We start from the raw sequence: 22,905 nt of genomic DNA on the forward strand, positions 1-22,905 counted from the left end.
ACAGCCATGGAATTCGGCATCCTCTTCACCTCGCACGCCAATCCGAAGGAAGAGCCCTATCCGCATCGCGCCGTGCACGCGCGCACGACGGACGAGGTCGTGGAGGCCGAACGGCTGGGCTACGACACGGCCTGGATCGCCGAGCATCATTTCTCGACGAGCTACGGCATCATGCCGGACTGCTTCGCCTACATGGCCTACCTCGCTGCCAAGACCAGCCGCATCAAGCTGGCCTCTGGCGTGATCACCCTGCCGCTCTACGATCCGATCCGCGTCGTGGAGAACGCCAACTTCGTCGACATCCTGTCGAACGGCCGCGTGATGCTCGGCATCGGCTCGGGCTATCGCCCCTACGAGTTCGTGGGTCTCGGCAAGGATTTCGAGGGCCGCCGCGACATGGTCGAGGAGGCGGTCGGCCTGATGTTCGACGCCTTCCATCACCATCGCTACGACCACAAGGGCAAGTATTTCAGCGGCACCGTCGCAGAGCCCTACGAGCTGCTGCCGCAGCCCGTGCAGATGCCGCATCCGCCGCTCTACATGGCCGGCGGCACCGACCGCTCGATCGGCTATTGCGGCCGCAACGGCTTCGGTCTGATGCTCTCGACGCTGCCGGGCATCGAGACGCTGGCGGCGCAGACCGCGCTCTACAAACGCGAACTGGCGAACGCCTCGGCCGAGCGCGCTAAAAATCCCGCGGCCGGCCAGATCGACATCGCGCGCTGGGTCTACATCGCCGACACCGATGCGCAGGCGCGCGCCGAAACCGAGGAAGCGATCGTCCGCCACATCGCGCATTTCGGCGGCACCGGCACGGGCGGCTATCTGGGCTCGGTGTCGGAGAAAGGCACTCAGCTCAGCTACGACGACCTGCTGAACACGACCTTGCTGCACGGCTCGGCCGAGACGGTGATCGCAAAGTTGCGCGAGATGCAGGCGCGCACCGGCATGACCTCGCTGCTGCTGCACTACCCGCCCTATTACGGGCGCGAGAAGACGATGAAGAGCCTGAAGCTTTTCGCCGAGCGCGTGATCCCCGCCTTCCGGCCTCCGGCGCATCGCGTCGCTGCCGCGGAATGACGCCGCCAGCGGCCGCTCCGGGCCGCAGCAACAACTCACGCGGCGCGATCTTCACCATGCTCGCCATGCTGGGCTTCGCCAGCATGGACACCATCACCAAGTGGATGGTGGCCGACTATCCGATCGGCCAGATGATGTGGGTGCGCTACGCCATCTTCTGCCTGTTCGCCTGGTTCGTCGTGCGCCGCCATGGCCTGCGTTCGGCCGCGCGCTCGAACCGGCCGTGGCTGCAGCTCGGCCGCGCGCTGCTGGCGGTGATCGAGAGCGCGGTGTTCGTGCTGTCCTTCCACTACCTGCCATTGGCCGACACGCACGCCATCGCCGCAACCTCGCCGCTGATCGTGATTGCGCTCGGTGTCCTGTTCCTCGGCGAGAAGGCCGGGCCGGCGCGCTGGGCCGCCGTTGCAGCGGGCTTCGCTGGCGTGATGCTGATCGTGCGCCCGGGCTTCCGCGAACTCGACCTGGTCCTGCTGTTGCCGGTCGCGGGTGCGATCCTGTGGGGCGCCTATCAAATCCTGATCCGCCTCTGCTCGCGCACCGACACGCCCGACACGACGCTGGTCTGGTCGGCCTTCGTGGCCTTCGGCGCGACGACTCTGGTGGGCCCCTGGCAATGGCAATGGCCCGACGCGACCGGCTGGGCGCTGCTGATCGCCATCGCGCTGCTGGGCGCACTCGCCCACTACTCTCTCATCAAGGCGCTGGATTATGCCGAGGCGGGATCGGTCCAGCCCTACAGCTACACGCTGCTGGTCTTCGTCACGATCCTGGGCGCGATCGTGTTCGGCGACATCCCCGACCACTGGACCCTGGCCGGCGCCGCCGTGATCGTGGCCTCAGGTCTCTACACCTGGCAGCACGAGCGGCGGGCGGCGGTTAGAGCAAAATAAAATCTCCGTCGTCCCGAGCGGAGCGAAGCGAAGTCGAGGGACCTCTTCTCCGGCGCACAGTGTGTCGAGACGAAAAGAGGTCCTTCGACTACGCGCCTTCGGCGCTCCGCTCAGGACGACGGGAGGTGTTTCTGTCCGCCCTAATTCCGGACGCAGGACAGATCGCCTTCCTGGCAATTGAGCTGGGCTTCGAGATCCTTCACGCGCACGAGCGTGAGGCGTTCCTGGCAGTAGGCGACCATCATTCCGTGGATCGAGCCCCCGATCGTCGGCCCGCCCACGAACTCGCATTCCTTGTCACGGAAACGGATCCACGCCTCTTCCGCGGCCTGCAGGCGCGCGCGACTCTCGGGGCCGAGGCGCGCCCGCAACTTCGTGTAGGCCGCGTTCAATTGCTGGTCGGCTGCCTGCAGCGCCGCGCCCGCCTGCTGGTTGAGCTCCATCTGGCTTTGCGCATGGACGGGCGCCTGCACCGCCACGGCCGCCAGGAGAAGCGCGACCAGCGGCCGGATCATCGCGGCCAGGCCCGCAGCGCCACGAGGCCGCCGTCGATCGGCAGCATGACGCCGGTCACCCAGCGCGATTCGTCGGAGGCGAGATAGACCGCGCCGTGGGCGATGTCCCAGGCCGTGCCCTCGACCTGCATCGGCACCATCTTCTTGCGCCGGTCGCGCGCCTCAGCGCCGAGATGCGCCACCATTGGCGTGTGCACCGAGCCCACGATGATGCAGTTGGCGCGGATGTTCTGCGTCGCATAGTCGGCCGCGACCGACATGGTGAAACCATGCAATCCGGCCTTGGCCGTCGCATAGGCGACCGCGCCGGCGCTGCCCATCAGGCCGAGCGCACCGGCGATCGACGACACCATGATGATCGAGCCGCCGCCGCCTTCCTTCATTCGCGGCAGGCAGGCCTTGGTGCAGAGCATCGTCGTCGTGAGGTTAGCCTCGAGCACCTTGTTCCAGGTCTCGAGCGTCACGGTCTCGGGCGTGCCCGGTCCACCGATGCCGACATTGTTGTGCAGGATGTCGAGCCGGCCATACGTCTTCATCGCGAAGTCGGCCATCGCCTCGGAGTCATCGGCCTTCGCCACGTCGGCCGCAAACACGGACGCCTCGCCGCCCTCGCTCTTGATCTGCTTGGCCAATGCCTCTGCGCGCTCGGCGCTGCGATTGACGAGGACGACCTTGGCGCCTTCCTTGGCAAACAGCAGCGCCGTCGCCATGCCGTTGCCGACGCCCTCGCCGCGCGGCGCTGCGCCCGTCACCACCGCTACCTTGCCCTGCAGCCGTCCGGCCATGTCTACTCTCCGCCAAGATGTTTTCAGGCGCGGACCTTAACCGGGAGATGAACGCGATGACCAGCGAGACAGAGACGTTCGAGGGCGGCTGCACCTGTCGCAACATTCGCTACAGACTCACCTCGAAGCCGCTATTCGTGAATTGCTGCCACTGCCGCTGGTGCCAGCGCGATTCAGGCACCGCCTTCGCGATGAACGCCATGATCGAGGCCGATCGGGTCGAGAGGTTGGGCGGCGAGGTCGAGGTGATCGACACGCCGACCCTGAGCGGCAAGGGCCAGAAGATCTCGCGCTGCCCGAAGTGCCGCATCGCGGTGTGGAGCAATTATTCGGGCGCGGGCCCGACCGTTCACTTCGTGCGGGTCGGCACGCTCGACCAGCCCGACCGGCTGCCGCCCGACGTCCATATCTTCACCATGAGCAAACAACCCTGGGTCACCCTGCCCGCCGGCGTTCCCGCCGTAGAAGAGTATTACGACCGCAACGAACTCTGGCCGAAGGAGAGCCTCGACCGCTTTACGGCGTTGAGGGCGAAAGCCGCGACCTGATATAGGTCCAGTCAGAGTCACAGGGAGTGTAAAAAATTATGAAAGCGTTAAGCGTACTGGCGTTCGTCCTGACCGCCTTTGCGAGCCTGTCGGCGCAGGCCGAGTATCCCGACCGGGCCATCACGGTCATCGTCCCCTTCCCGCCCGGCGGCGCCTCCGACCAGACCGCTCGGCTGCTGACCAAGAAGCTGTCCGAACGCGTCGGCCAGTCGGTGGTTGTCGATAATCGCGGCGGCGCCAACGGTTCGATCGGCGCGACCGGCCTGAAGCAGGCCAAGCCTGATGGCTACACGTTCCTCGTCGGCTCGATCGGCGTGTTCGGCATCAACCCGGCCCTGTTCAAGGACCTGCGCTACAATCCGCTGGAAGATTTCGACCTGCTGAGCGTCGCCGTGCGCACGCCCAACGTGCTGGTGGCCAATCCCGGCTTTCCGGCGAACACGGTCGCCGAGCTGGTCGAGTACCTGAAGAAGAATCCCGACAAGGTGACCTTCGCCTCGTCCGGCACCGGCTCGTCCGATCACCTGACGGCGGCGCTGTTCCTGCAGAAGACCGGCACGACCGGCATCCACGTTCCGTACAAGGGCGGCGGCCCGGCCATCAGCGACCTGATCTCGGGCCACGCGAACGTCTCGTTCCAGAACCTGGGCGCCATCGCCCAGCAGGTGAAGTCGGGCAAGCTGAAGGCGCTGGGCGTCACCAGCGCCGCGCGGGCGCCAGCCCTGCCGGACGTTCCCACCATGGCCGAAGGCGGCGTGAAGGACCTGGAGGTCTATTCCTGGCAGGCTGCGGCCGCGCCGAAGGGCCTGCCGGCCGACGTCCGCAAGAAGCTCGAAGCCGAGCTGATCGCCTCGGCGACTTCGCCCGACATCAAGGCGCAGTTCGAGGCGGTGGGCTTCGAGGTCGTCGCCAGCAATGGCGAGGAGTTCCGCAAGTTCCTGGCGGGCGAGATCGCCCGCTGGAAGAACGTCATCGAGGTCGGGAAGATCACGGCCGAGTAGCCGTCAGCTTTCCCGACCCACGCATCCGCGTCGCCTCACTCGGCGCGGATGCCCTGGGCGTCGATCACGGCCTTCCACTTGGCGCGATCGCGCACGATCGCCTGCTTCATGTCCTCGACACTGCCGCCCAATGGCTGGAAGCCCAGCGACTGCAGGCGCTCGCCGAACTCCTTGGTCGCCACGATCTTGCCGATCTCGGTGTTGAGGCGGTCGATCACTTCCTTGGGCGTACCGGCGGGCGCGCCGATGCCGAACCAGTTGTCGGCGCGATAGTCGGGCAGGCCCGACTGCGCGATGGTCGGCACGCCGGGCAATTCGGGCGACGGCGGCGCGCTGGTGAAAGCGATGGCGCGCACCGCGCCGGAGCGGATATACGGCAACACCTCGGCAAGATTGCCGAACATCATGTCGACGCGGCCGGCGATGATCTCGGCGATGGCCGGCGGGCCGCCGCGGAACGGCACGTGCAGCATCTTGATGTCGGCCATCGAGGTGAAGAGCGCGGCCCAGAGCTGGTAGGAGCTGCCGACACCCGACGAGCCGTAGGTCAGCTTGTCCGGATTGGCTTTGGCGTAGTCGATGATCTCCTTCACCGTCTTGAACGGCAGCTTCGGGTTCACATAGAGCAGGTTCTCGACACCGGCGATCATGATGACCGGCATCAGGTCCTTGTCGGGATCGAAGGAGAGCGTGACGCCCGGCATGACCGGCGCCGTCGAGGCCATGCTCATCGTGTAGAGCAGGATGGTGTAGCCATCGCCCGGCGCGGAGGCGACGGCTTGCGCTGCGATCAGGCCGTTGGCGCCTGTGCGATTCTCGACGATCACCTGTTGCCCCAAAACACCCGTCAGCTTCTCGGCGACGAGGCGCGCCAGGATGTCGGTGCCGCCGCCCGGCGGGAAGCCGTTGATCAGCTTGATCGGCTTGGTGGGCCAGGCCTGCGCCGAGGCGGTGCCCGCACCCATCATGGTCGCTGCCAGCATCATCAGCAGCGCGACAGCCGCTCGCCGTCCGTTTCGCATCTTTGTTCCTCCCGTTGGCCCGCACGATGAAACAGCGGTCGGGTACCGACAAGAAATCGTTGGACGCTCATTCCGCAGGCCGCAAACATCACGCGATTGGGAGGAACGAGCCGATGAGTCTCACGAAGATGATGCAGGGCCCGACGCCGGTGCTGGCGCCGCTGGTGCTCGATCCGATGATGGCGCGCATGGCCGAAGAAGCAGGCTTCGAGGCGCTCTATCTCGGCGGCGGCGCCACCGGCTATCAGCGCATCTATCTCGAAGCGAACCTCACGCTGACCGAGCTCTGCCAGACGGCGCTGGAGATCCGCACCTCTTCCCGCCTGCCGCTGATCTTCGATGCCGCCGCCGGCTTCGGCGACCCGATGCACATGCATCGCACGATGGGCATGACCGAGGCCGCGGGTTTTGCCGCCATCGAGGTCGAGGACCAGATCCTGCCGAAGCGCGCGCATCATCACATCGGCATCGAGCACATGATCCCGCTCGAAGACATGGTCGACAAGATCAAGGAGCTTGTGCGCGCGCGGCGCAATCCCGACACGCACATCATCGCGCGCACCATCGCCGTGCGTTCGACGAACACCGACGACGCCATCCGCCGCTGCGAGGCCTACAAAAAGGCCGGCGCCGATTCGCTGCTGCTCATTCCCTACACGCAGGAAGCGGTGCGCTACATCGGCGAGCGGCTGGAGCCGCCGCTGGTCAATATCCTGAAGCCGGGCGGCCTCGCCTCGCTCGACATGACGGCGGCAGACCTGCATGCCTGCGGCTTCCGCCTGCTGATCGATCCGGCGACGCCACTGCTGGCCGCCTACGAGGCGATGAAGAAGGTCTATGCCGAGCTTGCGGACAACGGCTTCGCCATCCGCTCCCGCCCGCAGGACGACTGGACGCGCCTGCAGAAGGAACAGCACAAGACCGTCGACCTGCCGATGCTGATCGAGATCGAGAAGCGGACGACGGAGAAGCCTTAGAGCGCTAACGAGGCGACGAGCAGGCCTGGCCCATCTTCGCGTAGGAGGCCATCGTCTTGCGAACCCAATCCTCCTGGTCGAGCGGCCACGTCCTCACGAACGACCGCACGCCGGGCACGACGTGAGCGGCGTAGATGAAATCCTCCGACGTGTAGGCCTGCACCAGTTCGGCCTCGGGCACGAGACTGTCGTACGGGCCGACGAAGGCGAGGCCTGCATGCTCATCGAAACGCCCGAGCGCCGGATTGGGCGAGGCCGATGCCCGGGCGTAGGCCCGGAGACTGTCGCCGGGCGCGAGAATCGGTATCGGTCCTCCAGACAATTCCTTCCGTCCGATCACCCGACGGACGACTAAGGTGAGGTCGACGCCATTGGCGTCCTGCGCATCGGCTCGGCGCCGCGCCGCCGTGGCCTCGACCGCGCGGCCCGCGAAGATGGTGTTCGCGTCGCAGAGCAACTGTTCGGGTGAGATCGGCGTCAGGGCCGGCGCAGCCGACAGGCTCGACATCAGGGCCAGGACGGCCAGCGCCAGCAGCAACCGCAGGCGCCCCATCGTCAGCTACGCCTTCCAGTAATCCGGCAGCTTGGCCGCCAGCCACTTGGCAAGCGCCGCATTTACGGCGACAGGCTGCTCCTGCGCCATCCAGTGGCCGGAGGGCACGACCACCTCGGTGAGATCGGCGCAATCGCGGCGCATCGGATCAGCGAGCTTGGAGGTCATCGTCTCGCAGGTCGTGTCGTAGGCGCCGTGCAGGAAGAGCACCGGCATCGCGAGCCTGCCGCCATTGGCGGCACGCTGCGCATAGGCGCCATTGGCCTTGTGGTTCATGTACCAGGAGTCCGGACCGAAGAAGCCGTTCTTCGTCAGCGCAGCGGCATAGGCCTCCATGTCCTGTTCGGTCAGCACGTCGGGATCGCGCGGCACATCGGGGCAGGCCGCGCCGCCGAACCAGCCGCCGGCCCTGCGCACCATCGACGTCGGCGCGGGCTTGCCGACCCGCGACGGATCGCCCTTGCGGAACAGCGCCTTCACTAAGTTGCGCGGATTGGCGTCGAAGCTGGCGCAGGCCTTGTCGAAGCTCTCCTCGTAGAAGAACTGGTAGTCCCACTGTCCCGCCGGGAACTGCGCTTCGGGATAGAGTGCGCGATCGACCAGCGGCACGACCGTGTCGAGCGTGAAGCCGGTCGACAGATAGGGCACGCACAGGCTCGCCACGCCCACCGTCTTGTCGGGATGATGCGCCGCCATGTTCCAGACGACGGGGCTGCCCCAGTCGTGGCCGATCCACACCGCCTTGTCGCGACCGAGCGACGCCAGCAGCTCGACCATGTCGGCAACGATCTCTTCCTGCGCGAAATCCTCATGCCGAGCGTAAGTGCTGGAGCGGCCGTAGCCGCGCATGTCGGGCGCGATGCAACGGAAGCCCAGGGCCGCAAAGGCCGGGAGCTGGTGTCGCCAGGACAGCGACAGCTCGGGCCAGCCATGGACGAAGACCAGCAGCGGGGCGTCTTTCGCTCCGCAGGCGAGATAGCCCGTCGTGTGGCGGGCGGTCTTGACGGTGTGTTCGGTGATCGGGAATGTCATGGCAAGGAGAACGTCCCATGGAAATCGATACCGGCACAACCGAACTCTTGTGCAGCGTCCGCGACGGCGTCGCGCTGATCACGCTGAACCGCCCCGACGCGCGCAACGCGATGTCGCCCGACCTCACGGAAGCGCTGCGCAACCAGATCAAGGCGCGCGGCGACGACGATGCCGTGGGCGCGCTGCTGATCACCGGCGCCGGCACCGCCTTCTGCAGCGGCGGCGACGTGAAGGGCATGGGCGGCCGTGGTCCGCGCGGCCAGATGACGTATGAAGAGCGGCTGGCCGACCTGCGCTGGCGCCAGACCCATCTCACCGGCGCGCTGGTCGCGGTGCGCAAGCCCACCATCGCCGCCCTCCCCGGCGCCGCGGCCGGCGCGGGCCTCGCGATTGCGCTCGCCTGCGACATCCGCATCGCCGCCAAGTCGGCCTTCTGCACCACCGGCTACGCCAAGATCGGCCTCTCGGGCGACTACGGCATCTCGTGGCTGCTGACGCGTACCATCGGTTCGATGCGGGCACGCGAGCTGATGTTCACTTCGGAGAAAGTCAGCTCCGAGCGTTGCGAGCAGATCGGCCTCGTGAACCGCGTGGTCGACGACGCCAAGCTGCAGGACGAGGCCTTCGCCTTTGCCAAATCGATCGCAGAAGGCCCGCGCGTTGCGCTGCGCCACATGAAGGACAATCTCGACGAGGCGCTGCACATCAATTACTCGGACGCGCACTATCGCGAAGCCGAGCGCCTGGTGCAGTCGTCACGCACCGAGGATCACAAGGAAGCGGTCGCGTCCTTCGTCGAGAAGCGCAAGCCGGTTTTCAAGGGACGTTAAGGATCTCGGCGAAGTGCGCCACCGAGTGGCGCGCTTCGCTGTCCCAAAAGCTCAATCCCTGTAGTTCGCCGGACGCTTCTGCAGGTTCGACATGATGGCTTCGAGCTGGTTCGGCGAGCCGATCAGCTTCTGCTGCTCGACCGATTCCATCATCAGGCCCGACGCGGCGTCGGTCGCGACGGCGGCGTTGAGCAGCCGCTTGTTGGCGCGGATGGCGTCGGGGCTCTTGGACGCGATCTCGCGCGCCGTCTCCATCGCCGCCTCGCGCGGATCGTCGACCACGTAGGTCACGAAGCCCATCTCGCGGGCCTCGGTGCCGTCGAAGATGCGGCCGGTATAGGTGAGCTCACGCACCACATCCTCGCGTGCGAGATGGCGCATGAGCTGCGTGCCGGCGAGGTCGGGCACGAGGCCCCACTTGATCTCCATCACCGAGAAGCGCGTGTCGGCGGTGGCGTAGCGAATGTCCGGTCCCAGCGCGATCTGGAAGCCGCCGCCGAAGGCCACGCCATGGACCGCGGCGATCACCGGCACCGGCAGCTCGCGCCATAGCCAGGCGCATTGCTGCGGCCGGTTGGCGATGCCGTGGGTGCGCTTGGTGAGATCGCGCACGCCGGGCACCGCGTCGCCTTCCGCTTTCATCGCGGCGAAGCTGCCCATGTCGAGGCCGGCGCAGAAGGCCTTGCCCTCGCCCGACAGCACGACGCAGCGCAGGCCGGGCATCGCGGCGAGCTTGGCGCCCGCCTCGATGATGCCCTCGAACATCGCCGGATCGAGCGCGTTCATCTTGTCGGTGCGGATCAGGCGGACATCGGCCACGCCGTCCTTGAGGTCGATCGAGACGCGATCCTTCATTTTTCACTCTCCGATTTCATCCATTCGCGCAGGCGGCGCTTCACTTCTTCCGGATCGAGGCGCTTGGGCGGCTCGAGGCTGCCGTCGTCGCGCTTGGGCCACATCATCACCGCAATGCCGCGCTGCACGTCGGCGAAGGTGCAATCGTCCGGCAAGCGGTCGAGCAACGCCCGAACCTGATCCTTCACTTCGCTCATCGTGTCACCATCAGCCAGATACCCTGCCCTATGTAGACTGCGCCCAGCGCCAGGATCACGCGGCGCGTCCAGTGATAGAACTGCTTGTCCGACATGCGATCGAGGAAGCTGCGCGACAAGGTCGTGCCCACCACCGCGAAGACCGCCGCATAGCCCATGACCAGCCACTGTTCGAGATCGCGGCCGGCCGGACCTTCGATCACCATCGCGAAATAGAGCACCTTGGTCAGATGACCGAGTACCTGCGCGGCCGCCTTGGTGGCGACATTGACCTGCCGCGTCATGCCGGTGCGCACATAGAAGATATCGAGCAATGGCCCGGTCACGCCCGACACAAGCTGGATGGCGCCGCCGATCGCACCGGCCAGGAACGCTTGCCCGCCACGCTCGATGTTGGGCGCGATGCGCTGCGGCACCGCGAGCGCAATGAACGGCGTCGCGCCGACGGCCATCAGCACCAGCGCCTTGTCGGGCACGAAATCGAAGAAGGAGAAGACGATCAGCGAAGAGCCCGCCCCCGCGCCGAACTGCAGCACGACATTCCAGTTCACGTGATGGCGCCACAGCCACGCGCGCCAGCCGTTGGCCGCAATCTGGATCACGCCGTGGAACACCATGGCGACCGGCACCGGCAGCAGCACCAGCAGGAAGCCGATCAGCAGCATCCCGCCCGCCATGCCGAAGATGCCGGAGACAAACGAGGTCACGACGGCAACGCCCGCGAGCGCCGCCATTACGGAAATCGAGAACATCGCCAGCGGGCGTAGCGCAGCGTGCAGACCGTGTCGAGGATGGGCTAGTGTGCGCGCCATGACCGACACCACTGATCTCCTCTTCACCCCGGCCGTTCAGGCGGCCACCCTCATCCGCACCAAGAAGCTTTCGCCCGTCGAATATCTCGACGCGATCCTGAAGGCGACCGAGCGGGCCAACCCCAAAATCAACTGCTTCCGCGAAGTCATGGTCGACCAGGCGCGCCGCGAGGCGAAGGCAGCCGAGGAAGCCGTCACACGGGGTGAAAAGCTGGGACCGCTGCACGGCGTGCCGATCAGCGTGAAGGACCTGGTCGACGTCGCGGGCGCGCCGACGCGCCACGGCTCGGCGATCTACGAGGGCAACGGCCCGGCTGCCGCCGACGATCTCCTGGTGCAGCGCCTGCGGGCGGCCGGCGCGGTCATCTTCGCCAAGGCGACGACGCCCGAGTTCGGCGTGAAGGGCCTGACCGACGGTCCGTTTGGCGTGACGCGCAATCCCTGGAACCTCGAGCGCACGCCGGGTGGTTCGAGCGGCGGCGGCGCAGCCGCGGTGGCCGCCGGCCTCAGCCCGCTGTCCCTCGGCACCGACGGCGCGGGCTCGGTGCGCGGCCCCGCCTCCTGCTCAGGCCTCGTCGGCCTCAAGCCGACCCTGGGCGCGGTCCCCTACGACACGACGCGCGATGCCTACGGCAACAACATCTACGCCGGCCCGCTGGCGCGTTCTGTGACCGATGCCGCGATCATGCATTCGGTGCTGGTCGGCCCCAGCGACAAGGATCCGTGGACCCTGTCGGGCAGCGCGCAGAAGCCGCTCTCGCCCAAGCTCTCGGGCAACGATCTCGCGGCCGTGCGCATCGGCTACATCGAACGCACCGCCAACCCGCGCGTGGCGGCCGACGTGCGCGCCAACACCCGCGCCTCGCTCGCCGCCTGGGAGGCGATGGGCGCGGCGGTCGAGGAGGTCACCGACAAGATCGACTGGATCGAGTACGAGGGCCGCGTGCTTTATCAGGCGAACTTCGCCGTGTTCTGCGCACAGTACCTGCCGCAGTGGCAGAACCAGATGGACCCGGTGACGCTCGCGTTCATGGAACGCGGCGCCAAGTTCACCCTGGCCGACTTCCGCAACGCGCAGTACGCGCGCACGACCCTGTTCCGCAAGATCCAGTCGCTGTTCGAGCGCTACGACTTCCTGGTGATGCCGACCAACTCGCGCACCGCGCTCGACGTGACCCATGACGCGGCCAACGACGAGGTCATCGTCGACGGCGTGAAGTGCGGCATCACCCGCCAGGGCTGGACCTCCTACCAATACCCCTTCAACCTCACCGGCCACCCGGCCTGTGCCTATCCGTCGGGCTTCGGCACCGACGGCCTGCCGACCTCGGTTCAGGTTGTGGGCAAGTGGGGCGCGGAGACCGACGTGCTTCGGATGGGCGCCCTGCTGGAGGGTGCGCGGCCCTGGGCCCAGCACCGACCGCCGGCGCTCTAAGCGCCCTCTGATCAATCGCAACGCGGGCCGCGCAGGCATCGGAGCTTTGCGCGGCCGGGGACGTTCTTCTAGGCTCCTCCCAAACATGAACAGGAGGATTCTATGCGTCTGGTTGCGGTTATCGGAGCCCTTGCCGGGCTCGCGTTCGGGTCGGGAACGGCCTTCGCGCAGGCTTTCGACAAGCCCATCAAGATCATGGCGCCCTACGCGCCGGGCGGAAATATCGACGTCACGGCGCGCATCATCGCCGACAAATTGCGCGAGGTGACGGGCGTCACCGTCATCGTCGAGAACAAGGCCGGCGCCAGCGGCATGATCGGCAGCGACATTGTCGCCCGGTCCGCGCCCGACGGCACCAACCTGCTGGTCTCGGCCAACTCGCTGGTCGCGGTGCCCGCCATCTACGGCAACGCGCCCTACGACTGGCGCACGGCGTTCACGCCGATCACCCACATCCAGCGCGTGCCGGCCGTCCTGGTCGTGCCGCCCAACTCGCCGATCAAGACCCTGGCCGACTTCATCGCGCTGGGTAAGGACGGCAAGTTCCCGGTCGCCGATTCCGGCGTCGGCACCACCAACCATATCGCCATCGAGCTGATCGGCGAGGCGACCAACACCAAGTACACGCTGGTCCACTACAAGGGATCGGGCGCCGCCATGATCGACGTCATGGCGGGCCAGGTCCCGGCCCAGGTCGACCAGCTCAACGCCGCCATCGGCAACATCAAGTCGGGCAAGCTGCGCGCCATCGCCGTCTCGTCCGACAAGCGCGTGCCGCAGCTTCCCGACGTGCCGACCTTCAAGGAAAGCGGCGTGAAGGGTCTCGAAAACTTCACCTTCGCGACCTTCACCGGCCTGTTCGGCCCGGCCAAGATGTCGCCCGAGCTGGTGGCCAAGATCAACGAGGCGATGGTCAAGGTCCTGAAGGACCCCGCCGTCGTCGCGCGCTTCGACGAACTCACGGCCGAGGCCTATCCGACCACACCGCAGGAGACCGCGGCGATGTTCGACGCCGAGGACAAGATGGTCGTTCCGCTCATCAAGAAGCTGCAGATCAAACCGGAGTAGCCCGTTAGATGTCCTTCCTGCCCGCCACTATCACGCCGATCGTCCTGTTGCTGATCTCGAACGTCTTCATGACGTTCGCCTGGTACGGGCATCTGAAGTTCACCGACAAGCCGCTGTGGCTGGTGGTGGTGGCAAGCTGGGGCATCGCCTTCGTCGAATACTGCTTCGCCGTCCCGGCCAACCGGTACGGCCATGCGATCTATTCGGCCGCCGAGCTCAAGACCATGCAGGAGGTGATCACGCTCGTCGTGTTCGCCGCCTTCTCGGTGCTCTATCTCGGCGAACGCTTCACCTCTAACCATCTCGTGGGCTTCGCCCTGATCTGCGGCGGCGCCTTCTTCATCTTCAAGGGACCGCTCCCGTCCTGGTGAAATCGCCGGCCCGGCACGGGATGGAGCGGTCCGTCGCTGCGTAGTCTCTCCAGGGGGAACGACGGCTGACGCAAATCCGACCCGGACGACGACTTGAATACGGGCTGCTCGCGGCCGTGGCGGCCCTTGCGGTTGCTTTGCGTCTCTGGGATCTGTCGGCCAACGGGTTCGGCAACGAATACTACGCGGCCGGCGTGCGCAGCATGCTGCAGGGCATCGGGCTCTTCTTCTACAACGCCTTCGATCCAGCCGGACTGGTGTCGCTCGACAAGCCGCCGCTCGCCTTCTGGATCCAGACGATCTTCGCCGCCGTGCTGGGCTACAGCGGCTGGGCGATCCACTTGCCGCAGGCGCTGGCCGGCACCGCCTCGGTGGTGCTGCTCTACTTCCTGCTGCGCAAGCCTTTCGGCCGGACCGTGGCGCTTCTGGCGGCGCTCCTGCTGGCCTTGTCGCCGATCGCCGTTGCCGCCGATCGCTCCAACAACACCGATTCCTGGCTGGTTCTTTTCCTGCTGATCGCAGCGTGGCTCGCACTGAGGGGACGCGGCCTGTCCCTCGTCTTCGCGATGGTGGCGCTGGGCTTCGCCTTCAACGTGAAGATGCTGGCGGCTCTCATCTGCGGCCCCGCTCTGCTGGCCGGCTGGTGGCTTTCCGGCACGCTCGACTGGCAGCGGCGGGTTGGGTGGATGTTTGCGGGCGCGATCATGCTGGCGGTCGTGTCGCTCTCCTGGGCCGTCATCTTCGACCTGACGCCGGAGCGGCTGCGACCACAGGCCGGTAGCAGCAAGAGCGGCTCCATGCTCGAGCTGATTGTCGTCCACAACGGCATCGAGCGTTTCGTGCGCAACCGCCCCACGCCGCCGTCAGCCTCCACACCGGCGCCCTCGCAAACGCCCCGCGTCGCTGCCTACGATGCCGTTCCGGTCGGACCGCTGCGCCTCGCCGACCCGATGCTGGCCGGGCAGTTCGCCTGGGCACTGCCATTCGCGGTGCTGGGTGCCGTGCTCGCCTGGTGGCGGCGACGTGCCGCCATCGCCCTCTGGGCCGGATGGGCGCTGACTTACGGTCTCGTCTACAGCGCCGCCGGCGGCATCTTTCATATCTATTATCTGGCGACGCTCGCTCCACCGCTCGCGGCCCTCGCGGCGATCGGCGGTGTGGAACTCTGGCGGCGCGGTGCCGCGTCGCTGGCTCTCGGTGTTGCGGCGACGGCGCTCTGGCAGGCCTATCTCACGGGCGAGACACTGGGCTGGACCGCGACCTGGATTGGCTTTCCTACCGTGGCGCTGCTCGCGGCCATGGCCGCGGCATGGCGCGACCGGCGCCTGACCGCATTGATCGGCATCGTCGCGTTGCTGGTGCTGCCCACGGCGTGGGCGCTCAGCCCGATCTTCGCGCCGGGCAATCTCACGCTGCCGTCGGCCAGCTTGCCACGCTGGCTCGGGATGGACGACGGGCGCGGGGTGATCCTCTCGCGCCAGCATAGGACGCTGAGCGACGATCCCAAGCTGCTGGCGTTCCTGCAGGCCCAGCGCGGCACGGCGCGCTTCCTGGTGGCCGCGCCCAACGCGTTGCTGGCCTCACCGCTCATCATCCGCAGCGGCGAGCCGGTGATCGCCTTCGGCGGTTACCTCGGCAACGACCCGATCATGAGCCTCGACGCCTTCGCCGAAAGGGTGAAGCGCGGCGAGGTGCGCTACGTGCTGCTGTCGTCGGTGCGCCGTCCCGCCGAGTTCGATGCCTGGGTGCGGGCTCGCGCCATGCCGGTCAATCCCGCGCTGTGGCGCTCGCAGCCACCGGAGACGCGCCGCACGATCGGTCTCTACGACCTCAACCCGCGCGCGACCGAACGCTGACTATTCAGCGGCCTGGCCGGCCCCTTGCAGGATCGCCTGCTTCGCGCGTTCGCCGGCGCGACGGTTGCGGCGCTTGATCCACCACATCAGGAAGCCGGTGACGGCAAAGATCGGAATGATCACGCCCGACACGAACACCAGGAACTTGTAAACGCCGCCCAGCCCGATGCCGTAATGCAGCGCGCGCTGCCAGGCGATGACCTTCTCGCCCGCCGACATCGCCTGCGGATCGAACACGTCGACCACGGTCTTGCGATAGGGATCGATGATCACGGTGATGATCGGCGCGCCTTCCTCGTGACCGGGCCGGATGAGGCCGACGCGCACCGCCTGATCGGGGCGCAGCGACAGGAAGGCGTTCAGGAAGCGCGTGCCGGGAACGCGCGCCCTGGCGAGTTCGATGGCCTCGTCGACGTCCATCGCAGGCGTGCCGCGCATCGGCTCGACCCGCGCCTGGAACATCGCGGCGCGCATGTCGCGGCCGGGCGACACGAAGTTGACCGCGGCCGAAATCTGCTGCGGGAAGGCGAGATAGACGCCGGTGAAGTTCACCAGCATGAAGATCACCAGCGACCAGATGCCGACCGCGCCATGCAGCTCACGGTTCAGGCGCAGGCCCTTGGCCTTGCGGCGGACGATGAAGGCCGCCTTCCACTGACCGGGCTTGGGCCACCACAGATAGAGGCCGGAGCAGCCCAGCACGAGCATTGCCACACCGAGCCAGCCCACGATCTCGCGGCCGAGACCGCCCGGAATGAAGATGTGGCCGTGCAGGTCGTGGAAGAAGCGCACCCAGCCACTCATCGCCTGCTGGGTTTCGAGGACTTGCAGCGACACCGGATCGATCAGGATCTGCAGGCTGCCGGCAAACGGGCTCTGCGTCGGCACGCGGCCCTGTGCGGGCGCGCCGGGCTGCGGCGCGGCTCCTGGCGCTGCGGCTTGTCCGCCGCCTTGGCCCCCTTGCTGGCCGCCGCGGAACTGCGGTCGCTCGTTGGCCATGCCGGGGCGCGACAGACGCACCGCCGCCGGCTCGCCGACTTCGATCGGCCAGCGCACCGCCATGGGGACGCGGCCGGGCTCGCTGTTCGCGGCCTTGGCTGCCTCGATCAGCTTGGCGGCCGACTGCCATTCGCCGGCGGTTTTTACGTCCGGCTCGCCCTGCCCGAACAGGTGCTCGATGTCGTGCGCGTAGACCAGCACCGCGCCGGTGATGCCCATCATCACCAGCGGCAACAGCAGAATCAGGCCGATCCAAAGATGGATCTGCTGCAGCCAGTAGCGGAACGTGCGCCGCTGCGGCTTGGGACCCTTCGCCATCGCTAACCTCCGCCGAAGGCGACGGCGATGCGGTACGTGAGGAAGGCCGCCACGTAAGCCAGCGCCAGCATGTAGAAGAACGTCACCCACAGCCAACGCCAGCCGCCGGTCTCGCGGCGGATCACGGCCAAGGTCGAGGCGCATTGCGGCGCGAACACGTACCAGGCGAGGAAGGCCAGCGCCGTGGCGAGGCTCCATTGCGAACTGAGCGCCGCAGCGATCTTGTCAGTCGCCTCTTCGCCGCCGCTGATCGCGTAGATCGTGCCCAGCGAGCCGACCGCCACTTCGCGTGCCGCCATGCCGGGGATCAGCGCGACGTTGATCTGCCAGTTGAAGCCCAGCGGCTCGGTGAGCGGCTGGATCGCCGTGCCGATCTTGGCGGCCAGGCTGTAGTTGATCGCCGGTTCCGTCGCGCCTTCGGGCGGCTGCGGGAACGAGGCCAGCACCCAGATCAGGATCATCATCGACAGGATCGTGGTGCCGGCGCGCTTCAGGAAGATCGTGGCGCGCGTCCACAGGCCGATGGCGATGCTCTTGGCCTGCGGGATCTTGTAGTCCGGCAGTTCGAGCATGAAGGGCTCGCCGGGCTTGCCGCGCCAGATCAGGCGCTTCACGACGAACGACACGGCGAGCGCGCTCGCGATGCCGACCGTGTAGAGGCCGAACATCACCAGCCCCTGCAGACCGACGAAGCCCCAGACCTCGCGGTCGGGAATGAAGGCGCCGATGATCAGCGTGTAGACCGGTATGCGCGCCGAGCAGGTCATCAGCGGCGCCACCAGGATGGTGGTGAGCCGGTCGCGGCGATCGTCGATCACGCGCGTCGACATGATGCCCGGGATGGCGCAGGCGAAGGACGAGAGCAGCGGGATGAAGGCGCGCCCGTGCAGGCCGGCGCCGCCCATGATGCGATCCATCAGGAACGCCGCGCGCGCCATGTAACCAAGATCCTCGAGCATGAGGATGAAGAAGAACAGGATCACGATCTGCGGCAGGAACACGATCACGCTGCCGACGCCGCCGATCAGCCCGTCCTTCAGGAAGCTTTTGAGCAGATCGGGCAGCGGCAGGCTCGCGACGAGGTCGCCCAGGAAATGGAAGCCCGCCTCGATCGCATCCATGCCAGGCTGCGCCCAGGCGAACACCGCCTGGAACATCACGAACAGGATGGCGAGCAGCACGATCAGCCCCAGCACCGGGTGCAGCAGGATCGCGTCGGCTCGTGTCGTGAGACTGTCGGGTTTGCCCTGCCCCTTGACCACCGCGGCCAGGATACGGTCGGCCTCGCGCTGGGCGCTGCGCAGGCCGGCGGCGTCCGGCGCCTTCCAGAGCGTGCCGGTCGCGGCCTGCGCCGCTTCGAGCCGCCGGTCGACCTCGGCCAGCAGCGCGTCGGTGCCGCCGCGGCGCACGGCGACCGAGGTCACCACGGGCAGGCCGAGTTCGCGGCTGAGTTTCTCGGTATCGACCTCGATGCCGCGCTTGCGCGCAATGTCCATCATGTTGAGGGACAGCATCACCGGCCGCCCGACCTGCTTCAGCTCGAGCACGAGGCGCAGGGCGAGGCGCAGGTTGGAGGCGTCGGCCACGCAGACGATCAGATCGGGGATCACGTCGTTCTGGGTCCGTCCCAGCACGACGTCGCGCGTCACTTCCTCGTCGGGCGAGCGGGCGCGCAGCGAATAGGTGCCGGGGAGGTCGACGATGCGCACGGTGCGGCCGGCCGGCGTGGTCAGCGGACCGACCTTCTTCTCGACGGTGACGCCGGGATAGTTGGCGACCCTCTGGCGGCTGCCGGTCAGCGCATTGAACAGAGCGGTCTTGCCGCAATTGGGATTGCCGACCAGCGCGACGACGGGCGTGCGGACGAATGCGGCGGCGGAGGGAGCGATGGCGGTTGCGGTGGCGTTCACGGTCAGGCTCCGACCTCGACGAGAATGGCCATCGCCTCGCGGCGACGGAGGCCGATCGTGGTGTGGGCGACGCGCACGGCGATGGGATCGCCGCCGAACAGGCCCTGGTGCAGCACCTCGACGTCGGCGCCCTCCACGAAGCCCAGCTCGATCAGCCGACGTTCGAGTTCAGGGGCCGGCATGCCTGCGGCGACGCGCCCTGCCGCGATGGCATGAATGCGTCCACGAAAGCCCACGCGGGCGGTGCCAAGTGCTATGGTTGGTTGGGTGCTCATTGAGAGTAAGTCGTAGTAGCATCGAAGCTGAAGTCTCGCCAGCGGGAGGAAAGTGGCATGGCAAATATCGTTCTGGCGCATGGCGCATGGTCTGCGGCCTGGGCCTGGAAGAAAATGCGGCCCCTTCTGCGCGACGCCGGCCATCAGTTCTTCTCGCCGACCTACACCGGCCTCGGCGCGCGCGCCCACCTCGCCTCCCCCAGCGTCGATCTGTCCACCCACGTGCAGGACATCGTTTCGGAGATCGAGTTCGAGGACCTGAGCGACGTCGTCCTGCTCGGCCATTCCTATGGCGGCATGGTCGCCACCGGCGTTGCCGACAAGATCGGCGGCCGTCTTGCACGCATCGTGTACATCGACGCCTTCGCACCCAAGGACGGGCAGAGCCTGTTCGACCTGGTCGGCCCCAAGGCCGAGGGCAACATGCGGAAGGGCGCGGAGAAGGACGGCGACGGCTGGAAGCTGCCGATCAACCCGATGCCGCAGGATACGTCGCCCGAGGATGTCGCCTGGGCGAGCCCGCGCCGCCGGCCGCAGCCGATCAAGACCTTCGAGCAGCGCATCAAGCTCGAGTCCAAGGAGTCGCTGCCGCCGCGCGATTACATTTATGCGACACGCAGCGGGCCGGGTGACGTGTTCCGCCAGTTCGCCGATCGCGCCCGCAACGAGGCCGGCTGGACCTGTCACGAGCTCGACACCAGCCACAACCCGCACATCACCTGCCCGAACGAGTTCATGGCGCTGCTGACCAAGATCATGGCGGGCGGCAAGTGAACACCGATCTCACCTACTCGATCCTGGGCCAGCTCGGCCGCGCCAAGCGGCCCGACGACCAGCTCACGATCACTGGCGATGGCGACCCGGTGTTTCAGACGCCGTGGAGGGTCGGCACGGCGGGCTCGGCGGCGCTGGGCGCCGTCGGCCTTGCCGTTTCCGACCTCTGGCGGCTGAAGACCGGCACGCCGCAGTCCGTCTCGGTCGACATCGGCGGCGCGACGGCCTCGCTGCGCTCCAACACCTATGTGCTGCGCAACGGCGAGCGGCCGGTCTCCTGGGATCCGCTGTCGGGTCATTACCCGACGCGCGACGGCCGGCACATGTTCATCCACACCAACCATCCGCATCATCGCGCCGGTGCGCTGCGCATCGCGGGCGCCGAGGGCGATACGCGCGAGGAGTTGGCTGCTGCCGTCGCCAAGTGGGACGGGCTGGCGATCGAGCAGGCCATCGCCGACGGCGGCTGTGTCGGCGGCCTGACGCGCAGCCGCGAGGAATGGAATGCCCATCCGCACGGCATCGCCATCTCGAAGCTGCCGCTGATCGACATCGTGAAGATCGGCGATGCGCCGGCGCAGCCCCTGCCCAAGGGCGATCGCCCGCTGTCGGGCGTACGTGCCTTCGATCTCACGCGCGTACTGGCCGGCCCGACGAGCGGCCGCGTGCTGGCGGAGAATGGCGCCGACGTGCTGCACGTCGCGGCGCCCCATCTGCCCTATCAGGCCGAACTGCTGATGGATACCGGCCACGGCAAGCGCTGCACCTGGATCGACCTGCGCGAACCGGCTGGCGTCGAAACGATGAAGGCGCTGCTGAAGGACGCCGACATCTTCACCCAGGGCTATCGCCCCGGCACGCTCGCCGCGCGCGGCTTCTCGCCCGAGCAGGTGGCAGCGCTGCGTCCCGGCATCGTCTGCGTCACCCTCTGTGCCTACGGCCACGAAGGCCCGTGGTCGTCGCGGCGCGGCTTCGACTCGATCGTGCAGAACGTCACCGGCCTTGCCGCGACGCAGGGCTCGCTCGACAAGCCGCGCAACCTGCCGGTCCAGGCCCTCGACTACATCGCGGGCTATCTCGGCGCGCTGGGCGCACTCGTGGCCCTGGCGCGCCGGGTCGAGCAGGGCGGCTCGTGGCAGGTCCGCGTCTCTCTGGTTCAGGTTGCGCACTGGCTCGCGAACCTCGGCATGGTCGATGCGTCGAAGGGTGCCGCCGAACTACCCGAGGCCGCGTTGCTGCCGCTCTTCACCGAGAGCGTCGGCCCGCTCGGCCGCCTGCGTCACCTGAAGCCGGTGGTGCAACTCGGCACGACGCCCGCCTATTACGCCAAGCCTGCCGAACCGCTCGGCACCTCGCCGGCGCGGTGGGCGTAAACCGGGACGCTTATGACAGGCATCGAAGTCGCCGGCACCGACTGGTCAAGCGAGGAGCTTGACCTCATCGTTGCCGACTACTTCGCTATGTTGAAGGAAGAGCAGGCAGGCGAAACCATTCGGAAGACGGAGCATCGCCTCGCTCTAATGAAACTTATCAAGCGTACGAACGGTTCAATAGAGTTCAAGCACCAGAATATTTCCGCAGTCCTTATTCGCCTCGGCCTTCCTCGAATTCGTGGTTATGTTCCCGCTCAGAACTTCCAGGGCGCGATCGCTGATGCAATTGGCCGCTACCTGAATATCCACCCCGATCCTATTCCATTGTTCGCAGGACCATTGGTTGGATTCGCGGATTCACAGCTTCTCTTCGAAAGCACCCCACCCGTGGCGCTTCCAATCAAGGAGAAAGCAAAGAAAGCCTTTGAGCGCGTGGCGAGGAAATTTGACCCGGCGCTTCGAGATCAACTCAATCGCTCTCTTGGAGTAGCGGGTGAAGAATTGATCTACAGACGCGAGCAACAGTTGCTCATCTCAGCCGATCGCCCTGATCTCGCCAAGAAAGTCAGATGGGTCTCTCAAGAAGACGGAGATGGAGCCGGCTATGATATTCGATCCTACGATCCATCAGGATCTGAGCGATGGATCGAAGTCAAAACGACACGTGGTGGCAGCGCGACGCCCTTTTATCTAACCAGCAATGAAAACGAAGTTGCGAAGGAGCGGCCAGATACTTTCAGGTTATATCGCCTTCACGACTTTTCGCAGCGCCCCGGCCTGTTTACTCTGACACCGCCGCTTGAAGCTGTATTGCACCTTGAGGCTTTGACATTTCGTGCATCGCTGAAATAGCGGAAGAAGCATGCACTATATATCAAGAGATCGATGCGACCAGAAAGCACTCCGGAAATGGATCCTAATACCGTGCTAATTCGCGAGCGCGAACCGTCGGACGACAATGCGATCCGGCAACTCAACGATCTGGTCTTCGGCGGCACGTTCGAGGGCAAGTTGATCGAGGAGCTGCGCGATGCGTTCATCGACGCTGTCGAACTCGTGGCCATCGAGAACGGGGAAGTCGTTGGCCACATCCTGTTCAGTGCGCTGACGACCATGGTCGACGACGACGCCATCCCGACCTTGTCGCTCGCGCCGATGTGCGTTCATCCCGCCCATCAGGGCATGGGCATCGGCAGTGCGCTGGTCGAAGCCGGGCTGGAACTGGCACGGCGGCGCGAATGGCAGGCCGTCGTGGTGCTGGGCCATCCCGACTACTATCCGCGCTTCGGCTTCTCGGCCGAACTGGCGAGCGGCCTCGATGCGCCCTTCGAGGGCGATTCCTTCATGGCGCTGGAGCTGGTGCCCGGCGCTCTCGACGGCGACGACGGGTTGGTGGTCTATCCGGCGGCGTTCGGCCTGGTTTCCTGAC

25 protein-coding genes are annotated in these 22,905 nt (G+C 66.6%); 14 read left to right on the forward strand and 11 right to left on the reverse strand.

Annotation, left to right across the window (positions count from 1 at the left end; translation table 11 throughout):
• Window positions 1–6 precede the first annotated feature (6 nt).
• Window positions 7–1,080: an LLM class flavin-dependent oxidoreductase gene (locus AC1RP5_RS26100; RefSeq protein ID WP_493115636.1), complete on the forward strand. Its 1,074-nt coding sequence runs from the start codon at window positions 7–9 to the stop codon at window positions 1,078–1,080.
• Window positions 1,077–1,970: a DMT family transporter gene (locus AC1RP5_RS26105; RefSeq protein WP_493115638.1), complete on the forward strand. Its 894-nt coding sequence runs from the start codon at window positions 1,077–1,079 to the stop codon at window positions 1,968–1,970. The genes AC1RP5_RS26100 and AC1RP5_RS26105 overlap by 4 nt, the downstream gene beginning before the upstream one ends.
• A 140-nt stretch (window positions 1,971–2,110) precedes the next feature.
• Here the strand turns inward: AC1RP5_RS26105 and AC1RP5_RS26110 are convergent, their stop codons facing one another.
• Window positions 2,111–2,485 carry a lysozyme inhibitor LprI family protein gene (locus AC1RP5_RS26110; protein WP_493115639.1) on the reverse strand — a complete coding sequence of 125 codons (375 nt, stop codon included), beginning with the start codon at window positions 2,483–2,485 and terminating at the stop codon, window positions 2,111–2,113.
• Window positions 2,482–3,270: an SDR family NAD(P)-dependent oxidoreductase gene (locus AC1RP5_RS26115; protein ID WP_493115641.1), complete on the reverse strand. Its 789-nt coding sequence runs from the start codon at window positions 3,268–3,270 to the stop codon at window positions 2,482–2,484. Before AC1RP5_RS26115 ends, AC1RP5_RS26110 begins: the two co-directional genes overlap by 4 nt.
• Before the next feature lie 56 nt (window positions 3,271–3,326).
• Here AC1RP5_RS26115 and AC1RP5_RS26120 point away from each other — a divergent pair, with 56 nt between their 5' ends.
• On the forward strand, window positions 3,327–3,818 hold the full coding sequence (locus tag AC1RP5_RS26120; protein ID WP_493115643.1) for a GFA family protein: 492 nt from the start codon (window positions 3,327–3,329) through the stop codon (window positions 3,816–3,818).
• Window positions 3,819–3,856: 38 nt separating this feature from the next.
• Window positions 3,857–4,819, forward strand: coding sequence for a Bug family tripartite tricarboxylate transporter substrate binding protein (locus tag AC1RP5_RS26125; protein WP_493115644.1), 963 nt, complete (start codon window positions 3,857–3,859; stop codon window positions 4,817–4,819).
• Between the two features lie 35 nt (window positions 4,820–4,854).
• Here the strand turns inward: AC1RP5_RS26125 and AC1RP5_RS26130 are convergent, their stop codons facing one another.
• Window positions 4,855–5,841 carry a Bug family tripartite tricarboxylate transporter substrate binding protein gene (locus AC1RP5_RS26130; protein WP_493115646.1) on the reverse strand — a complete coding sequence of 329 codons (987 nt, stop codon included), beginning with the start codon at window positions 5,839–5,841 and terminating at the stop codon, window positions 4,855–4,857.
• A 113-nt stretch (window positions 5,842–5,954) separates the two neighbouring features.
• Between AC1RP5_RS26130 and AC1RP5_RS26135 the strand changes: the two genes are divergently transcribed.
• Window positions 5,955–6,818 carry an isocitrate lyase/PEP mutase family protein gene (locus AC1RP5_RS26135; RefSeq protein ID WP_493115648.1) on the forward strand — a complete coding sequence of 288 codons (864 nt, stop codon included), beginning with the start codon at window positions 5,955–5,957 and terminating at the stop codon, window positions 6,816–6,818.
• Window positions 6,819–6,822: 4 nt separating this feature from the next.
• Here AC1RP5_RS26135 and AC1RP5_RS26140 read toward each other — a convergent pair whose 3' ends face one another.
• Together AC1RP5_RS26140 and AC1RP5_RS26145 are read right to left on the reverse strand one after the other, a co-directional pair.
• Window positions 6,823–7,371 carry a hypothetical protein gene (locus tag AC1RP5_RS26140; protein ID WP_493115650.1) on the reverse strand — a complete coding sequence of 183 codons (549 nt, stop codon included), beginning with the start codon at window positions 7,369–7,371 and terminating at the stop codon, window positions 6,823–6,825.
• Window positions 7,372–7,377: 6 nt separating this feature from the next.
• Complete coding sequence (locus AC1RP5_RS26145; RefSeq protein WP_493115652.1) at window positions 7,378–8,403, reverse strand: alpha/beta hydrolase; 1,026 nt, start codon at window positions 8,401–8,403, stop codon at window positions 7,378–7,380.
• 17 nt (window positions 8,404–8,420) lie between these two features.
• On the opposite strand from AC1RP5_RS26145, the gene AC1RP5_RS26150 reads away from it, so the two are divergent.
• On the forward strand, window positions 8,421–9,233 hold the full coding sequence (locus AC1RP5_RS26150) for an enoyl-CoA hydratase-related protein (protein WP_493115653.1): 813 nt from the start codon (window positions 8,421–8,423) through the stop codon (window positions 9,231–9,233).
• 51 nt (window positions 9,234–9,284) lie between these two features.
• On the opposite strand, the gene AC1RP5_RS26155 is transcribed toward AC1RP5_RS26150, so the two are convergent.
• The 3 genes from AC1RP5_RS26155 to AC1RP5_RS26165 are packed head-to-tail and all read right to left on the reverse strand — an operon-like array spanning window position 9,285 to window position 11,097.
• Window positions 9,285–10,088, reverse strand: coding sequence for a crotonase/enoyl-CoA hydratase family protein (locus tag AC1RP5_RS26155; protein WP_493115655.1), 804 nt, complete (start codon window positions 10,086–10,088; stop codon window positions 9,285–9,287).
• Window positions 10,085–10,285, reverse strand: coding sequence for a hypothetical protein (locus AC1RP5_RS26160; protein WP_493115657.1), 201 nt, complete (start codon window positions 10,283–10,285; stop codon window positions 10,085–10,087). Before AC1RP5_RS26160 ends, AC1RP5_RS26155 begins: the two co-directional genes overlap by 4 nt.
• On the reverse strand, window positions 10,282–11,097 hold the full coding sequence (locus tag AC1RP5_RS26165; protein ID WP_493115658.1) for a TSUP family transporter: 816 nt from the start codon (window positions 11,095–11,097) through the stop codon (window positions 10,282–10,284). Before AC1RP5_RS26165 ends, AC1RP5_RS26160 begins: the two co-directional genes overlap by 4 nt.
• Between AC1RP5_RS26165 and AC1RP5_RS26170 the strand changes: the two genes are divergently transcribed.
• The 4 genes from AC1RP5_RS26170 to AC1RP5_RS26185 all read left to right on the forward strand — a co-directional run bounded on the left by AC1RP5_RS26170 (window position 11,096) and on the right by AC1RP5_RS26185 (window position 15,827).
• On the forward strand, window positions 11,096–12,532 hold the full coding sequence (locus tag AC1RP5_RS26170) for an amidase (RefSeq protein WP_493115660.1): 1,437 nt from the start codon (window positions 11,096–11,098) through the stop codon (window positions 12,530–12,532). The genes AC1RP5_RS26165 and AC1RP5_RS26170 overlap by 2 nt on opposite strands.
• A 102-nt stretch (window positions 12,533–12,634) precedes the next feature.
• Window positions 12,635–13,600 carry a Bug family tripartite tricarboxylate transporter substrate binding protein gene (locus tag AC1RP5_RS26175; protein WP_493115662.1) on the forward strand — a complete coding sequence of 322 codons (966 nt, stop codon included), beginning with the start codon at window positions 12,635–12,637 and terminating at the stop codon, window positions 13,598–13,600.
• Window positions 13,601–13,608: 8 nt separating this feature from the next.
• Window positions 13,609–13,971 (forward strand): DMT family protein, encoded by a 363-nt coding sequence (locus tag AC1RP5_RS26180; RefSeq protein ID WP_493115664.1) that lies wholly within the window; start codon window positions 13,609–13,611, stop codon window positions 13,969–13,971.
• Window positions 13,972–14,087: 116 nt separating this feature from the next.
• Entirely contained in the window at window positions 14,088–15,827 is a 1,740-nt protein-coding gene (locus AC1RP5_RS26185) for a glycosyltransferase family 39 protein (protein WP_493115666.1), read from the forward strand.
• On the opposite strand, the gene AC1RP5_RS26190 is transcribed toward AC1RP5_RS26185, so the two are convergent.
• The 3 genes from AC1RP5_RS26190 to AC1RP5_RS26200 are packed head-to-tail and all read right to left on the reverse strand — an operon-like array spanning window position 15,828 to window position 19,329.
• Window positions 15,828–17,144: a PepSY-associated TM helix domain-containing protein gene (locus AC1RP5_RS26190; protein ID WP_493115668.1), complete on the reverse strand. Its 1,317-nt coding sequence runs from the start codon at window positions 17,142–17,144 to the stop codon at window positions 15,828–15,830.
• 2 nt (window positions 17,145–17,146) lie between these two features.
• Entirely contained in the window at window positions 17,147–19,033 is a 1,887-nt protein-coding gene (gene feoB, locus AC1RP5_RS26195) for a ferrous iron transport protein B (RefSeq protein ID WP_493116301.1), read from the reverse strand.
• Between the two features lie 23 nt (window positions 19,034–19,056).
• Window positions 19,057–19,329: a FeoA family protein gene (locus tag AC1RP5_RS26200; RefSeq protein WP_493115670.1), complete on the reverse strand. Its 273-nt coding sequence runs from the start codon at window positions 19,327–19,329 to the stop codon at window positions 19,057–19,059.
• 57 nt (window positions 19,330–19,386) lie between these two features.
• Between AC1RP5_RS26200 and AC1RP5_RS26205 the strand changes: the two genes are divergently transcribed.
• From AC1RP5_RS26205 to AC1RP5_RS26220, 4 genes are read left to right on the forward strand one after another with little or no spacing between them, the layout of a single operon-like run.
• Window positions 19,387–20,103 (forward strand): alpha/beta hydrolase, encoded by a 717-nt coding sequence (locus AC1RP5_RS26205; protein ID WP_493115671.1) that lies wholly within the window; start codon window positions 19,387–19,389, stop codon window positions 20,101–20,103.
• Window positions 20,100–21,476, forward strand: a complete 1,377-nt coding sequence (locus AC1RP5_RS26210; protein ID WP_493115673.1) for a CoA transferase — start codon at window positions 20,100–20,102, stop codon at window positions 21,474–21,476. Before AC1RP5_RS26205 ends, AC1RP5_RS26210 begins: the two co-directional genes overlap by 4 nt.
• 12 nt (window positions 21,477–21,488) lie before the next feature.
• Window positions 21,489–22,328 carry a protein NO VEIN domain-containing protein gene (locus AC1RP5_RS26215; RefSeq protein WP_493115675.1) on the forward strand — a complete coding sequence of 280 codons (840 nt, stop codon included), beginning with the start codon at window positions 21,489–21,491 and terminating at the stop codon, window positions 22,326–22,328.
• A 57-nt stretch (window positions 22,329–22,385) separates the two neighbouring features.
• Window positions 22,386–22,904: a GNAT family N-acetyltransferase gene (locus tag AC1RP5_RS26220; RefSeq protein WP_493115677.1), complete on the forward strand. Its 519-nt coding sequence runs from the start codon at window positions 22,386–22,388 to the stop codon at window positions 22,902–22,904.
• Window position 22,905 lies beyond the last annotated feature (1 nt).

Source organism: Reyranella sp. GW821-FHT12G01, assembly GCF_058806575.1.